At 74.5% G+C, this 13,502-nt stretch carries 12 protein-coding genes; 5 read left to right on the forward strand and 7 right to left on the reverse strand.

The genetic code is table 11. The features are described 5' to 3' along the window. Nucleotides 1-25: 25 nt before the first annotated feature. The 3 genes from ACIA6A_RS19345 to ACIA6A_RS19355 are packed head-to-tail and all read right to left on the reverse strand — an operon-like array spanning nt 26 to nt 1,384. Nucleotides 26-193 carry a hypothetical protein gene (locus ACIA6A_RS19345; RefSeq protein WP_396099071.1) on the reverse strand — a complete coding sequence of 56 codons (168 nt, stop codon included), beginning with the start codon at nt 191-193 and terminating at the stop codon, nt 26-28. Between the two features lie 27 nt (nt 194-220). Continuing rightward, the gene (locus ACIA6A_RS19350; protein ID WP_396099072.1) at nt 221-1,177 is read right to left on the reverse strand and encodes an HAD-IA family hydrolase; all 957 of its coding nucleotides are present in this window, start codon (nt 1,175-1,177) and stop codon (nt 221-223) included. Nucleotides 1,178-1,186: 9 nt separating this feature from the next. Beyond that, nucleotides 1,187-1,384, reverse strand: coding sequence for a hypothetical protein (locus ACIA6A_RS19355; protein WP_396099073.1), 198 nt, complete (start codon nt 1,382-1,384; stop codon nt 1,187-1,189). Between the two features lie 117 nt (nt 1,385-1,501). Between ACIA6A_RS19355 and ACIA6A_RS19360 the strand changes: the two genes are divergently transcribed. Further along, nucleotides 1,502-1,972 carry a hypothetical protein gene (locus ACIA6A_RS19360; RefSeq protein WP_396099074.1) on the forward strand — a complete coding sequence of 157 codons (471 nt, stop codon included), beginning with the start codon at nt 1,502-1,504 and terminating at the stop codon, nt 1,970-1,972. On the opposite strand, the gene ACIA6A_RS19365 is transcribed toward ACIA6A_RS19360, so the two are convergent. Beyond that, entirely contained in the window at nt 1,956-2,414 is a 459-nt protein-coding gene (locus tag ACIA6A_RS19365; protein ID WP_396099075.1) for an aminoacyl-tRNA deacylase, read from the reverse strand. The genes ACIA6A_RS19360 and ACIA6A_RS19365 overlap by 17 nt on opposite strands. 57 nt (nt 2,415-2,471) lie before the next feature. Between ACIA6A_RS19365 and ACIA6A_RS19370 the strand changes: the two genes are divergently transcribed. Further along, complete coding sequence (locus ACIA6A_RS19370) at nt 2,472-2,849, forward strand: DUF427 domain-containing protein (protein WP_396099076.1); 378 nt, start codon at nt 2,472-2,474, stop codon at nt 2,847-2,849. Here ACIA6A_RS19370 and ACIA6A_RS19375 read toward each other — a convergent pair. Both ACIA6A_RS19375 and ACIA6A_RS19380 read right to left on the reverse strand, forming a co-directional pair. Further along, nucleotides 2,829-4,109 (reverse strand): hypothetical protein, encoded by a 1,281-nt coding sequence (locus tag ACIA6A_RS19375; protein ID WP_396099077.1) that lies wholly within the window; start codon nt 4,107-4,109, stop codon nt 2,829-2,831. The two genes, ACIA6A_RS19370 and ACIA6A_RS19375, sit on opposite strands and share 21 nt — an antisense overlap. A 4-nt stretch (nt 4,110-4,113) precedes the next feature. Next, nucleotides 4,114-5,853 (reverse strand): cytochrome D1 domain-containing protein, encoded by a 1,740-nt coding sequence (locus ACIA6A_RS19380; protein ID WP_396099078.1) that lies wholly within the window; start codon nt 5,851-5,853, stop codon nt 4,114-4,116. A gap of 164 nt (nt 5,854-6,017) precedes the next feature. On the opposite strand from ACIA6A_RS19380, the gene ACIA6A_RS19385 reads away from it, so the two are divergent. Further along, nucleotides 6,018-6,782: a SigB/SigF/SigG family RNA polymerase sigma factor gene (locus tag ACIA6A_RS19385; protein WP_396099079.1), complete on the forward strand. Its 765-nt coding sequence runs from the start codon at nt 6,018-6,020 to the stop codon at nt 6,780-6,782. Here the strand turns inward: ACIA6A_RS19385 and ACIA6A_RS19390 are convergent. Next, a complete protein-coding gene (locus tag ACIA6A_RS19390) occupies nt 6,769-9,576 on the reverse strand; it encodes a BTAD domain-containing putative transcriptional regulator (protein ID WP_396099080.1) in 2,808 nt (935 codons plus the stop codon). The two genes, ACIA6A_RS19385 and ACIA6A_RS19390, sit on opposite strands and share 14 nt — an antisense overlap. Before the next feature lie 127 nt (nt 9,577-9,703). Between ACIA6A_RS19390 and ACIA6A_RS19395 the strand changes: the two genes are divergently transcribed. Together ACIA6A_RS19395 and ACIA6A_RS19400 are read left to right on the forward strand one after the other, a co-directional pair. Beyond that, a complete protein-coding gene (locus ACIA6A_RS19395) occupies nt 9,704-11,023 on the forward strand; it encodes a S1 family peptidase (RefSeq protein ID WP_396099081.1) in 1,320 nt (439 codons plus the stop codon). An 18-nt stretch (nt 11,024-11,041) separates the two neighbouring features. Then, nucleotides 11,042-13,495: an AAA family ATPase gene (locus tag ACIA6A_RS19400; protein ID WP_396099083.1), complete on the forward strand. Its 2,454-nt coding sequence runs from the start codon at nt 11,042-11,044 to the stop codon at nt 13,493-13,495. Nucleotides 13,496-13,502 lie beyond the last annotated feature (7 nt).

Consider the following 13,502-nt stretch of genomic DNA (forward strand, 5'->3'; position numbering starts at 1 on the left):
GCGCTGAGCATGATGAATGTCTTGATCACGACAACGGCTTGAGCAGGATCCGCCGGGTCCATTCCAGATGCCTGGTGACCAGGTATGTGCCGAGGGTGCCGGGTGTCGGGGGCGGGCCGTCGTACTCGACCAGGGACCAGCACTCACCGAAGCGGACGGTGTACGTCCGGTCGCTGGGGTAGACATCGGACACGGTGGCGGTGACCGTGGTGCCTACCGGTTACTTTCCGGCGATGGCCGCCCATTCCTCGCCGGAGCGGGTCGCGGGCGGGACGGCGGGGTCCAGCGGGAGCAGCCGCACCTGTCCCGGCCGGTGCTGCAGGATCTCGAAGACGGCCTCGTGCCCGACCGCCGGCCAGCGACTGTCGTCCTCGGGCAGGTGCAGCACGTCGACGAAGCCGTCCGGCCCCGCGCCGAGGTCCACGAACAGGCCGGTGCGGCCCGGGCCCCATGGCACCGCGCTCACCCGGCCGCGGACCCGGTCGCCGACGGGGAAGCGGCGGCGGGCGAGGGTGAGCTCGTCGGGCAGCGCGGCCAGGGCGTCGTCCAGCGGCAGGGCCTTCGCGGTGGGCAGGAGCAGGTCCGCGTGGGGGAAGCGGGCGTGGTCGGCGTACGGGTTCGGGACCGCCACGCAGCGTAAGCCGGCCGCCTGCGCCGCCGTCACGCCGTGCGGGGTGTCCTCGAACGCGACGGCTCCGGTCGCCGGGAGGCCGAGGCGGTCCAGGGCCAGCAGATACACGGCCGGGTCGGGTTTGTGGGCGTCCACCTCCTCGCCGGTCGCCAGGACCTCGAACCGGTCCAGCAGACCGGCCTGCGCCAGCAGGGCGCGCACGTGCGGGGCCGGGGAGCTGCTCGCCACCGCGAGCCGCAATCCCAGCGCGGCCGCCCGGTCCAGCCAGGCCACGATGCCCGGCGCCGGCTGCAGGGCCGCGTTCAATTCCGCACGGTACGCCATCCGGAGCTCGTGACTGGACGTACGGTCATAGCCCCGCCCGACCGCCGCGGCCAGCTCGGCATAGCGGGGTTCGTTCGCGTCACCGCCGTGGTCGGCGAAGAACGTCGCCGCGTCGAGTTCCAGCCCGTGGCGCCGCCATTCCCAGCGCCAGCTGTCCAGCAGCGTGGTCTCGGTGTCCATCAGCAGGCCGTCGAAATCGAAGATCAGCGCCGCCACAGTCACCCCGCCAAACTATCGCGTCGCGCCACCGGGCGTTCCGTCACGGCGCCGGGCGGCCAGCACGTCAGCCAGGCGCTTCGCGGCCCTCGGGTCACGGCGGAAGACCGCGGACGCCAGCAGGGCCAGGATGCCCGCCCCACCGGTCGCCGGCAACCGGTCGGCGTCCGCGACGCTGCTGACCAGTGCCGCGGATCCCCCGAGCGTGGCCACAGCATCGGTTGCCCAGCGGGCGGCGTGAATGAACGGCGTCGCACCGGTTGTGCGGAACGGGCCGTGAGCGGGGCCCTAGGCTCCCGGATTCCTGATGGGTGGAATTCGGGGGAGATCATGCGCAACGGTGTGGTTCTGGACGTGCTCGAGACGTTGCTGCGGATCAGTGCGCATCCGGACATCGCCGAGGTCTACCGGTACGGGCAGGGTAACGCGCTGTCCCCGGACGGGATCGGGATCCGGTACCGGTCCGGGGCGGAAGGATACCTGTGGATCGCGAGCGGGGTTGCGCAGCCGCAGCCGCTGCCCGGGGTGCTCACGTCGTACCGGCATCGGGCCCAGCACCTGGTGAAGCTGGTCGCCGATCTGCTGGAGGTCGCCGAGCCCTTCGCCGCGTGGGAGACGGTCGGCTATGCCGGCACCGCGCTCAAGCCCTGCGGCCTGCGGGTCACCACCCGCGACGGGGACACCGTCGCGCTGCGGGTTACCTCCGCCGGCGCTCCGGTCCCGGAGGGTGACGAGGTCGCGTTCCCGGATTATGTCGTGCCGATGGACGTCAAGGCCTGGGAGACTACGCCGGGTCGGTGACGTCCGCCCAGGTGCCGCCGAGGGCGGTGACCGCGTCGTCCGCCGCCAGTCGCAGGCCGGCGCCGCGTTCGCCCGCGCCGAGGTTGATCGTGCGGCCCCGCAGGCGTTCGTCGGCGATGACCGGCCAGGGGCGCAGCGAGCCGAACGGGGTGATCGTGCCCCGTTCGTAGCCGGTGACCTCCTTGGCCGTGGCCGCGTCGGGCATCGACAGGCGGTTGACGCCGAGCAGCGTGCGCAGTTTGGGCCACCCTATCTGGCGGTCGCCGGGGACCAGGACGAACAGGTAGTCGTCCGGGGCTCGGCGGACCACGAGGCTCTTCACGAGGTCCTGGATGTCGACGCCCTGGGCCGCGGCGGCCTCGGCGACGCTGGACACGGGGCCGTGCCGGGTGACGGTGTGCGGGAGACCGGCGGCCGAGACGGCGGTGATGGCGGCTGACACGGTGATCACGATAGCCCGGCGGATAATGGGGGCATCAGCAGACGGAAAGAGGATCACATGGCTGACAAGCCGCGCTTGTTCCCGAACGCCGACCACCCGATCACGGTGACCCCGACGCCCGGCCGGGTCGTCGTCACGGTGGCGGGAAAGGTCGTCGCCGACTCCACCAGGGCGCTCACGCTGAAGGAGTCGACGTATCCGGGTGCCCAGTACATCCCGATGGCCGACGTCGACACGTCGCTGCTGGAGCGTTCGGCGACCGAGACGTACTGCCCGTTCAAGGGTGACGCCAGTTACTACTCGATCCCGGCGGGCGGGGACCGGTCGGTCGACGCCATCTGGGTGTACGAGCAGCCGTTCGACGCCGTGGCCGAGATCAAGGACCACGTCGCTTTCTATCCGGACCGGGTGGACTCAATCACCATCGGCGACTGAGCTCAGGTCGTGCCAGGGGTGGGCGGCCGCCGGGGCCGTCCACCGGGCCGCCGGGACCGGGGCCGGTGCGGGAAGTGAGTCGGCGTCCGCGGGCTGCGGGGACGCCCAGTCCGGCAGCACCAACGGCGGACTCCAGGTCAGCGCGGCCTGCGCCGGCGAAGCGTCCAGCACGGCCTGCGCCGGCGAAGCGTCCAGCACGGCGGGCAAAGGCGAAGCGTCCAGCACGGCCGGCGAAGGCGAAGCGGCCGGGGCGGCGCCCAGGGCGCGGGCCGGGGGTTTCCAGACCGGCGGGGCGCCCCACCAGATGACCCGGGCCGCGGCCCGGCGCACGGCGTCGGCGCCCGCGGACTGGCCCGGCCAGGCGCCCGGGACCGACGTCGCCAGGATGTGTACGCGGGCCGGGCGCGCGGCGGGCAGCTGCTCGACGGTCGCGTCGGTGGCCCCGGTCGCCGGTGCCGCCGACAGCAGCACCGCCGCCGCGACCGTGACCAGGGCCGCCGTGCCCGCGGCGAGTTCCCAGCCGGGGCGGACCCGGTCGCCGAGCAGCAGGATCGCGACCGCGGACGGGGCGACCACCTCGGCGATCCACAGCACCGCCGTGACCGGGCCGACCTGGCCGCGTTGCAGCGCCTGGGCGTACAGCAGCATGCCGGTCACGGCGAACACCAGCAGCGCGCCGGCCATCGGCTCGGTGACCAGGGCGAGGGCCTTGTCCAGGAGCGTCGCGCCGGGGACGGGCAGTGCCCGCCCGGTGACCGCGGCGCCACCCATGCCGAGACCCGCGACCGCCGCGACGACACCCGCGGGGGCGCCGGCGCGCACCACGGTCCAGCCGGTCAGGGCGAGGGTGACCGCCGCGGTGCAGAAGCCGACGCGCAGCACGTCGGAGACCAGGACGGCGTGCTGCGGGCCGGCCGACATGGCGAGCACCGCGAGCGCGGTGATGGTGACCGCAACCGCCGCGACGTCGACGCGCCGCAGGTGGGCGCGCAGGAAGAGCCGGGCGCCGAGCACGGTGAGGGCCAGGGAGCTGGCGAGGATCGACTCGACGACGTAGACGGCCAGGACGCTGAGCGCGACCATCGAGCCGCCCCAGGCCAGGATGTCGGCGGCGACGCCACCGAGGTACAGCGGGTGCCGGAGCATCGTGACCGTGCTGGTGCTGCGGCGGGCCGCGAGCGCCTGCAGGATCGAGGCGGTCGCGTACAGCAGGCAGCCGGAGACGGCGATCGACAGTGCTACCAGGCTCCCGTACGTCATCGGATCACTCCCCCACCCGCAGTACGGAAACGGTGTCGTCGGCGCCGTTGGTGACGTACGCGAAGCTGCCGTCGGGTGACACCGCGACCGAGCGGGGGCTGCCCCCGACCCGTACCGTCGCGGTGATCTCCCCGGTGTGGCCGTCGACGACGGAGACCGTGCCGTCGCCCTCGTTGACGACGTAGGCGTGCGCGCCGTCGGTGGCGAAGGCCACACTCTGCGGTTTCGCACCCACCTTGAACGGCCCGGAGCGGCGCAGCGTGCGCGCGTCGATCAGGTCGGCGGTGCCGGCGTCGTAGCCGGCGACCAGCACCACCTTGCCGTCCGGGGAGACCGCGAGGTGGTGCGGTGACGTGCTGACCGGCACGGATCCGACGATCGAGCCGTCGCGCATGTCGATGACCGCGACCGCGTTCGACTCGTGGTTGGGGGTGAACGCGCGGGAGAACTCGGTGGAGAACGCGACCGCGTGCGGGTTGGGCGGCACCAGGATCCGGCCGTCGGGGCGCTGGTCGCTCACCGCGTACAGCTCGACCATGCGCTGGCTGTGGATCGGCACCCAGACCCGGTTGTCCGGGCCGACCGCGAGGGCGTACGGCTGGACGCCCGTGGTCACGTACCGTTCGACCCGGCGGGTTCTCGCGTCGATCACGGCGAGGCCGCTGCCGGTCCTGTCGTCCTCGTACATGCTGGCGAAGACCTTGTCGCCGTCGCCGGAGACGGCGACGAACCGCGGGGTGGACCGCAGCTTCACCGGCGTCACCTTGCGGGTCCGGGCGTCGATCACGGACAGCACGTGGGAGTTCTGGTTGGCGACGTAGACGGTCCGGTGGTCCGGGGAGACCGCGACGCCTTCCGGTTCGGCCCCGACGCGGATGGTGGCGACCACGACCGGACGGCCGACGCTCTTGATCCCCCGGGCCAGCGGCACCCGGTCGATCAGGGTCGGCAGCGGGCCGGGGGCGACCGTCAACGGGGCACCGGCCGGGGCTTCGGCCAGGCCTTCGGCCGAGGTGGAGTGCTGGTGTTCCGCCGGTGGCGGCGCCGCGGCCGTCGAGTCGCCGGCGCGGGTCATCGCCATCGCGACGCCGGCCCCACCCAGAAGAACAAAGGCGGCAAATCCGGCTATGAGTACGGTCCCCCGGGCCCCGCGACGGCGCCGGTGCGCCGGGGCCGGGGCCGCCTCGGGCGGCAGAACGGTCAGCCGGGTCCCCGGCATCCCGGTGCGGAGCTGGTTCTCCACCTCGGCCCGCGGCACCGGTTCGGCGGCGGCGACCTGGCCGGTGACCCGGACGTCGGCCCAGCCCGCGGGGCCGTGCACGGTGACCGACCCGTCGAGCCAGTCCGACTCGGGCAGCCAGAGGATCCGCAGCCGGCGGCCGACCATCATCGCCCGCAGCCCGGGGCCGGAGACGGTGACCGTGGTGGTGGCCACGGCGAGCGGTGGCCCGCCGACGAACACGTCCGCGAGCAGCTGCGGGGTGCCGGCCGGGACCTGCCCGAAGTCGACGCGGTCGGGCCGCACCCGCACCGCCGTGCGTTCGAGCGCGGCGACGGCGGCGGCCGACACGCTGCGGCTGTCGTCCTCCGCGAGACGCATGAGCGCGTCCCGCGCGGCGGCCGCCACGGTGATCGTGTCGCCGGCGGCGATCCGGGCGAGCTCGTCCACACCGGTCAGGCGGTTCTCCTTGACCGGGCTGCCGATCTCGGTCAGCACCCGCGATGGCAAGTCATGTTCACTCATAGTGCCCCCTCGATCACTATGCGGTTATCAGGGGGCTCAGGGGAACCCCCTGGACGAAGTTGGCATCAGGAGCATCACAGCCCGAAAAGGTTGCGTCGGTTGCTGCGTCGTTTACTGTCGTGGAAGACGGGTAGTTCTCGTCCGCTCCGCTGAGAGGATGCGACATGACGAAGACCATCACCCGGGTGCCCGACAGCGCTTCCGACCTGCTCCGTGAGCTGGCCGACCTGCCGGCCGGCCCGGAACGGGACGCACTGCGTGACAAGGCGGTCCGGGCCTGGCTCCCCCTTGCCCGGCACCTGGCCCACCGCTACACCGGTCGCGGCGAGCCCGACGACGACCTGCTGCAGACCGCGTCGGTGGGTCTGCTCAAGGCCATCGACCGGTTCGACACCACCCGCGGCATCGAGTTCGCCGGCTTCGCGATCCCCACCATCCTCGGTGAGATCCGCCGCCACTTCCGCGACCGCACCTGGTCGGTCCGCGTCCCCCGCCGCATGCAGGAGCTGCGGATCGCGATCACCGACGCGAACAACACGCTGACCCAGTCGCTGGGCCGCTCCCCCACGGTCGCCGACATCGCGGCGCACCTGCACACCACCGAGGACGAGGTGCTCGAGGGCCTCGAGGGTGCCCGCGCCTACAGCGCCCGCAGCCTGTCCACCCCGCTGTCCGAGGACGGCACCACCACCCTCGGCGACACGCTCGGCGAGACCGACCACGACATGGAGCTCGCCGAGCTGCACATCGCCCTGGGCCCGGCGATGGCCACCCTGGCCGAACGCGAGCGCACCATCCTGTCGCTGCGCTTCTTCGGCAACCTCACCCAGTCCGAGATCGCCGAGCGGATCGGTGTCTCCCAGATGCACGTCTCCCGGCTGATCACCCGGGCCCTGGCCAAGCTGCGCACCGAGCTCAGCGCCGGCTGATCCCGCCGAGCCTCTCGAGCACCCCGGCCGCGTCGGGGTGCTCGAGGCGCTCGAAGATCTCCAGCGCGTCGAGCCACGACGCGCGCGCGTCACCCGAGGCCGGACCCGCGGCCAGCACATCACCCAGGTCAGACAGCACCTGCGCCTCGTAATAGCTGCGGTCGCCCAGCCTGCGATACAGCTCCAGGGCGTTGCGGTAACACTGCGCGGCCTGGCGCAGACGGTCCAGCCGGTGACTGATGTACCCGAGGCTGTGCCACGCGGTGGCCTGGCTGCAGCGGTCGTCCAGCTCCCGGGCCAGCCACAGCGCCTGCCCGCACGCGTCGAGCGCCCGCTCGTGCTCCCCGAGCCGGGCCAGGGACCAGCCCAGGTTGTTCAGCGTGATCGCCTCGCCGTGCCGGTCACCGATCACGCGGTAACCCCGCAGGGCCCGCCGGGTGTACGGGACCGCGTCACGATCGCGGTCCATCCGGCTGCACACCAGGCCCAGCTGGCGATCGGTGCGGGCCTGACCGGCCCGGTCACCGAGCGTCGCGTACGCGGTGGCGGCCCGGCTCAGGTGCTCGCGGGACTCCTCGTAGCGGCCGAGGGCGGCCAGGGCGCGGCCCAGTCCGTACCCCGCGTGGGCCGGTCCGTACCCCGCGTGGGCCGGTCCGTACCCCGCCTGGGCCGGTCCGCCGGGTCCGGCGGCCGCGGCCAGGGCACCGCGCTGGACCACCACCCAGTCGGCCAGCCGGCCCTGCATCTCGAGGAAGCACGCGAGCGTCGCGCCGAGCTGCCACGCATACGTGTCGAAGCCGTGCCGCACGGCATGATCACCGGCGGCGAGCAGCACCGGGAGCTCGGCGGTGAACCACGCCGTGGCATCGCGTTCCCCGGCGAACGCCTCCGGGGTGACCCCCGGCCGGGGCGCCGGCAGGTCGAGACGCTCGGCCGGGCCGTGCAGCGCGATGGTGGCGGCCTGCGTGCTGTGCAGGAGATGGTCGAGCAGCCGGTGCACGACAGCCCGGCCACCCGCCTCGCCCTCGTGGCCGCAGCCCACCTCACCGCCGCAGCCCACCTCGCCGGCGCAGCCCACCTCGCCGGCGCGGTCGTGGGTCCGGCTGAGTTCCGCGGCGTATTCGCGCAGCAGGTCGTGGGCGGTGTAACGGCCGGGCGTGGGCTCGGTGACCAGGTGGGCCTCGACGAGTTCGGCCAGCAGCCGCCGGGCGCGGGGCATCGCGACGCCGGCCGCGCTCGCCACCGCCGGCCCGCCGGTGTCCGGCCCGGGGAGCGCGCCGAGGACCCGGAACATCCGGGCCGCGGCCGGGCGCAGCGCGCGGTAGGACCACGAGAAGACGGCGCGCGGGTCGGCGGCCGGATCGGTGCCCGCGAGCACGTCGAGCGCCGGTGTCGCGCGCAGTTCGGCGGCCACCGTGGCCAGCGGGTGGCCCGGGCGGGCGGCGGCCCGGGCGGCGGTGACGGCCAGGGCGAGCGGCAGCCGGGCGCAGCGGGCGATGGTCTCGTACGCCGCGCCGGGCTCCGCCGCGAGCCGGGCGCCGCCGATCCGGGCCGCCAGCAGCGCGTACGCCTCCGGCTCCGACGGCAGATCCAGTGGCAGGTCGTGGGCCCCGTCGAGGGCGGCGAGACCGGTGAGGCGCAGCCGGCTGGTCACCACCACACAGCAGCCCGGCGCGCCCGGTAGCAGCGGACGGACCTGATCGGCGTCGCGGGCGTTGTCGAGCAGGATCAGCACTTGCCGGCCGGCCAGCACGCTGCGGTACAGCGCGACCTGGGCGTCGGTGCCGTCCGGGAGCCGGGTCGCCGGTACGCCGAGGCCGCCGAGCAGGCCGCGGACCACCAGCGCCGGGTCGGCCGCCGGGCCGTGCGGGTCGAAACCGCGCAGGTCGGCGTACAGCTGGCCGCCGGGGAAGCGGGCGGCCGCGCGGTGCGCCCAGTGCACGGCGAGGGTGGTCTTGCCGACGCCCGCGGTGCCGGAGACCGTGACCACCGCCGCGGCGCCGCCGGTGAGCTCGTCCAGACGGGCCAGTTCGCGGGTGCGACCGCTGAACGCCCGCGGCGGGTGCGGCAGCTGGCGGGGCACCGGGGCGGTGAACTGCGGTTCCGCGGTGAGGATGTGCCGGTGCATCCGGCGCAGCGCGGGCCCGGGGTCGGTGCCGAGCTCCTCGGCGAGCCGGCGGCGCATCCGTTCGAACACCCGCAGCGCGTCGGCCTGCCGGCCGGAGCGGTGCCACGCGAGCATGAGCTGCCCGGCGAGCCGTTCGTCGTACGGGTGGGCGGCCACCCGGTCCGGAAGCTCGCGCAGCAGGACGGCGTGGCGGCCCTCGGCGAGCGCGAGATCGTTGCGGTCCAGCTCGACGGCGAGACGTTCCGCCTCGAGGCCCGCGCGGACGCCGGCCAGCCACGGGGTGTCCAGCGGGCCGAACGGTTCGCCCCGCCACAGTCGCAGTGCCTCGTCGTGCCGGCCCGCCGCGGCCAGGGCCCGGAACCGGTGCAGGTCGACCAGTTCGGGTTCCACGTCGAGCAGGTAGCCGGCGCCCGTGCGGCGCAGCGCCAGCCCGGTGCCGGTCAGGGTGGCCCGCAACCGGGACAGGTAGCTCGACAGGGTGGGCCGGGCCCGTTGCGGCGGGCGGTCCGACCAGACCCGCTCGATGAGTCCGCCGGCCGGCACCGCCCGGTTCGCGTCGACGAGCAGCGCGGCCAGCACCGTGCGCTGCCGGGCGTGCCCCACGTCGAGCGGGGTGCCGCCGGACCGGACCTCCACGTCGCCGAACAGGCGCACCTCGATCGTCACCCCCCGAGGCTGCCCCGCCGGATCCTGGCCCGGGAGGGCTCTGTCGGCATCCGGCCATTGTGTATCTGGGCTGCGGATTCCACGTTCTCCGAGCAAACCCGCAACGTCCCCGGCGCACTGTCTGGCCATGCATATCCTCAGAGCCACCACAGTGGCGCTCACCGTCCTCGCAACCGTGATGACCACCGCCCCGGCAGCGACCGCCGCCCCTCGACCGGACCGGGCCGGTTCGGACCTGGCCGCCGGGCGCACCGAGCACGACCTGCGCGCCGCGCTCGGGCCGGACTTCGCCGGGGCCTGGCTCCCCGGTGACGGCGGCCCGCTGATCGTCGCCGTCACCGATCCCGCCCGGGCCGCCCTGGTCCGGGAGCACGGCGGACAGGCCCGGGTGGTCCGGCACAGCGCCGCCGCCCTGGACACCGCGAAGAAGGCCCTCGACACGGGTACCCCACCCGCGGCGGTCACCTCCTGGTACGTCGACGTCCCCACCGACCAGGTCGTCGTGCGCACCGAACCCGGTGGCGCGCCGGCCGCGGCCCGGTTCGTGGCCGCCCGGCTGGCCGACCCGTCGCTGGCCCGCGTCGAGACCACCGGCGACCGGGCGACACCGCTGGCCGGCATCCGGGGCGGCGACCGGTTCGACACCGCGTCCGCCGCGTGCTCGGTCGGCTTCTCGGTCTCCCCGATCAGCGCACCCGGCACGCCGGGTTTCGTGACCGCCGGCCACTGCGGCACCACCGGCACGGTCACGTCCGACCCGAGCGGCAGTTTCTCGGCCTCGGCCTTCCCGGGAAACGACTTCGCCTGGGTGCAGGCCACCGGCGACTGGACCTCCCAGCCGTCGGTCGACCTGTACGACGGTGGCACGCTCGCGGTCACCGGCTGGAACGAGGCACCGATCGGGTCGGCGGTGTGCGCGTCCGGGTTCACCTCGGGCTGGACGTGCGGGACGATCCAGGCGAAGAACGTCACGGTGACCTACGCCGGCGGGCAGACGGTCACCGGCCTGACCCGGACGACCGTCTGCCGCGGCCACGGTGACTCCGGCGGCCCGTTCCTCACCGGGTCGCAGGCCCAGGGCACGCTGTCCGGCGGCGTGGTCGGCTGCACCACGACCGGGGAGTCGTACTACCAGCCGCTGATCCCGACGCTGGCCCGGTACGGACTGCGGCTCACCACCGCGGCCGGCGCCACCACCCCGCCCACGATCCTCGGGCTGAACTGCGAGGTCCTGCCGCTGCTCCACTTCGGATGTGACGTGAACGCGTACCACCCGGACCCGCAGCAGATCAGCTGGACCGTCAACGGGGTGGCGGTCGTCGACAACGACACCAACCTCACCCGCACCTGCCGCAAGAACCAGCGGATGACCGTCAAGGTGACGGTCAGCAACTCCTCCGGCAGCGACTCCGCGAGCAGCTCGGTGGTCTGCGGCACCGCCGACTGACAACGCTACGATGCGCGCGTGCCGGGACCGGGGATCGTGGGGCGCGCCGACGAGCGGGCGCGGCTGCGGGCGCTGCTCGACACCGGCGGGGCCCTGCTGGTCGGCGGGGACGCCGGGGTCGGCAAGACGATGCTGCTCGACGAGCTGGCGCGGGTGGCCCGGGACCGGGGCGTACGGGTGGTCCGGGCCGCCGGCGTCGAGGCGGAGACCGGGATCCCGTACGCGGCGCTGCATCAGCTGGTGCACACCTTCCTGCCGCTGACCCACCGGCTGGACCCCGCGCAGCGTGCCGTGCTCGACGGCGCGTTCCGCGGCACCGGGGACGCGCCGTCGGTGATGGCGCTGGGGATCGCCGTTCTCGATCTGCTGGCGCTGGCCTCCGCCGAGCGGGCGCTGCTGCTGATCGCCGACGACGGGCAGTGGTTCGACGCACCGAGTGTGCAGGTGCTGACGTTCGTCGCCCGGCGGCTCGGCGAGCAGGGCATCAGCGTGGCGGTCGGGGTCCGCGAGCGGGAGCCGTTCGGCGCGCTGGTCGAGCTGCCGGCGGCGATCGGCGACGATGCCGACCTGACCGCGATGACCCACCTGCCGCTGCCCCGGCGCCTGGAGCGGGTGTTCGCGGCCCGGATCCGGCAGCTGCCCGACGGCGAACGCGCGGACCTGCTGCGGGCCGCGCTCGACGGGCACCGGCCGGTCGGCGGCCACCAGCCGCGCGCCGGGGCGGTCGGACTGCTCGACGTGGACCCGGCGACCGGGCGGATCGGGTTCCGGCATCCGCTGGTGCGCTCCGCGGTGGTGCAGCTGGCCTCGCCGAACGAGCGCCGGGCGGCACACGCCGACCTGGCCGCGCGGTACCCCCACGACCTGCACCGGCGTGCCGGGCACCTGGCCGCCGCGACCGTCGACCCCGATCCGGTCGTCGCCGACACGCTGGAACGGGCCGCGCAGGCCGCGACCCGGCGCGGCGGTGCGGCGACCGCGGTCGGGTGGCTGACCCGGGCCGCCGAGCTCAGCGACCGGCCCGCCGACCGGGCGCGGCGCCTCGGGGACGCCGCGTTCATCGCCGGGCAGGCCGGGTTGCTGACCCGGGCCGAGACGCTGTCGCGGGCCGCCGGGGAGGTCGCCACCCCGGCGGCGGTGCTCAGCGCGGGATACGTCGGGCTCTACCGCGACGGGGACGTCTCGCTGCACCGCAGCGTCGCGCAGACACTGCGGGCACACGCCGCGACGGCCGGCGACGACACCGTGGACTGGCTGGTCACGCTGTTGCTCGCGATCGCCCAGTTCGCCACCGATCCGGTGCTGTGGGCGCAGACCGACGAGCTGGTCGACGAGCTGGCCGGGCGGCTGCCCGCCACGACGCTGCTGTTCCGGGACACCTGGGGTGACATCGTGCGGCGCGGCGCGGGGGTGGCCGAGAGGCTGCACCGGGCGGCGGCGACGCTCGACGACAACCCGCCGTGGCACGTGATGCGGCTCGGGGTGTGCGCCTACCGGGTCGACGCGCTGGCGGACTTCCGGCCGTACCTGTCCCGGATCGTCGACCGGGAACGCGACGCCGGGGCGATCACCAACATGATGACCATGATGCATCTGACGATGCTCGACCACACCGCGTCCGGGCGGTGGGACGAGGCGGTGCGGATCGGCGAGCGCGGGATCGGCCTCGCCGCCGAGCACGGTTACGAGCTGTTCGGCCACCAGTTCCGGGTCTTCCTCGGGCTCGTCGCCGCCCAGCGCGGCGAGCTCGCCCGTGCCACGGAGCTGCAGGCCACGGTGGACCGGTGGGCGCGGCCCCGGCGGGTGGGACAACTCGTCGGGTACGCCGAGAGCATCGGGGACTACGAGACCGCCTGGGCGTACGCGACCGGCCTGGCCACCCCGGGCGAGTTCGCGCCGTACGCCCAGCAGGCCCCGCGCACCCTGCTCGACCTGGTGGAGGCCGGGCTGCACACCGGGCGCGACGGGCCGGCCCGGACCCATGCCGAGGCCGCCCGCGACGCCCGCCTGGACCGGATCTCCCCGCGTCTCGCGCTGCTGACCCTGGGCGCGCTCGCGATGACCGGTCCGTGCGACGAGGCGTACGCCGCGGTGGCCGCGCACCCGGCCGCGGCCGCGTTCCCGTTCGAGCGGGCCCGGATCGCGCTGGCGCACGGCATGTGGCTGCGCCGGCAGCGGCGCGTCGTCGAGGCCCGCGCGGTGCTGACCGGGGCCCACGACACGTTCGCCGCGCTCGGGGCGACGTCCTGGAGCGAACGCGCCCGCCACGAGCTGGCCTCCGGGGTCCCGGCCCGGGCCGAGCTGACCACCCAGGAACGTCACATCGCCGAGCTGGCCGCGACCGGCCTGAGCAACAAGCAGATCGGCGCGCGGCTGTTCCTGTCCCCGCGCACGGTCGGCGCCCACCTGTACCGCATCTTCCCGAAACTGGGCATCACGTCGCGCGCGGCCCTGCGCGACGCGCTCGATTAGGTCAGGT

It is taken from the genome of Actinoplanes sp. NPDC051494 (assembly GCF_044454705.1).
Taxonomy (GTDB): Bacteria; Actinomycetota; Actinomycetes; order Mycobacteriales; family Micromonosporaceae; genus Actinoplanes.

Excerpts from the sequence above, each read along its gene's own strand:
- ACIA6A_RS19360 (WP_396099074.1), top strand. The coding sequence starts at position 1,502 with ATGCGCAACGGTGTGGTTCTGGACGTGCTCGAGACGTTGCTGCGGATC.
- ACIA6A_RS19370 (WP_396099076.1), top strand. The coding sequence starts at position 2,472 with ATGGCTGACAAGCCGCGCTTGTTCCCGAACGCCGACCACCCGATCACG.
- ACIA6A_RS19375 (WP_396099077.1), bottom strand. The coding sequence starts at position 4,109 with ATGACGTACGGGAGCCTGGTAGCACTGTCGATCGCCGTCTCCGGCTGC.
- ACIA6A_RS19380 (WP_396099078.1), bottom strand. The coding sequence starts at position 5,853 with ATGAGTGAACATGACTTGCCATCGCGGGTGCTGACCGAGATCGGCAGC.
- ACIA6A_RS19385 (WP_396099079.1), top strand. The coding sequence starts at position 6,018 with ATGACGAAGACCATCACCCGGGTGCCCGACAGCGCTTCCGACCTGCTC.
- ACIA6A_RS19395 (WP_396099081.1), top strand. The coding sequence starts at position 9,704 with ATGCATATCCTCAGAGCCACCACAGTGGCGCTCACCGTCCTCGCAACC.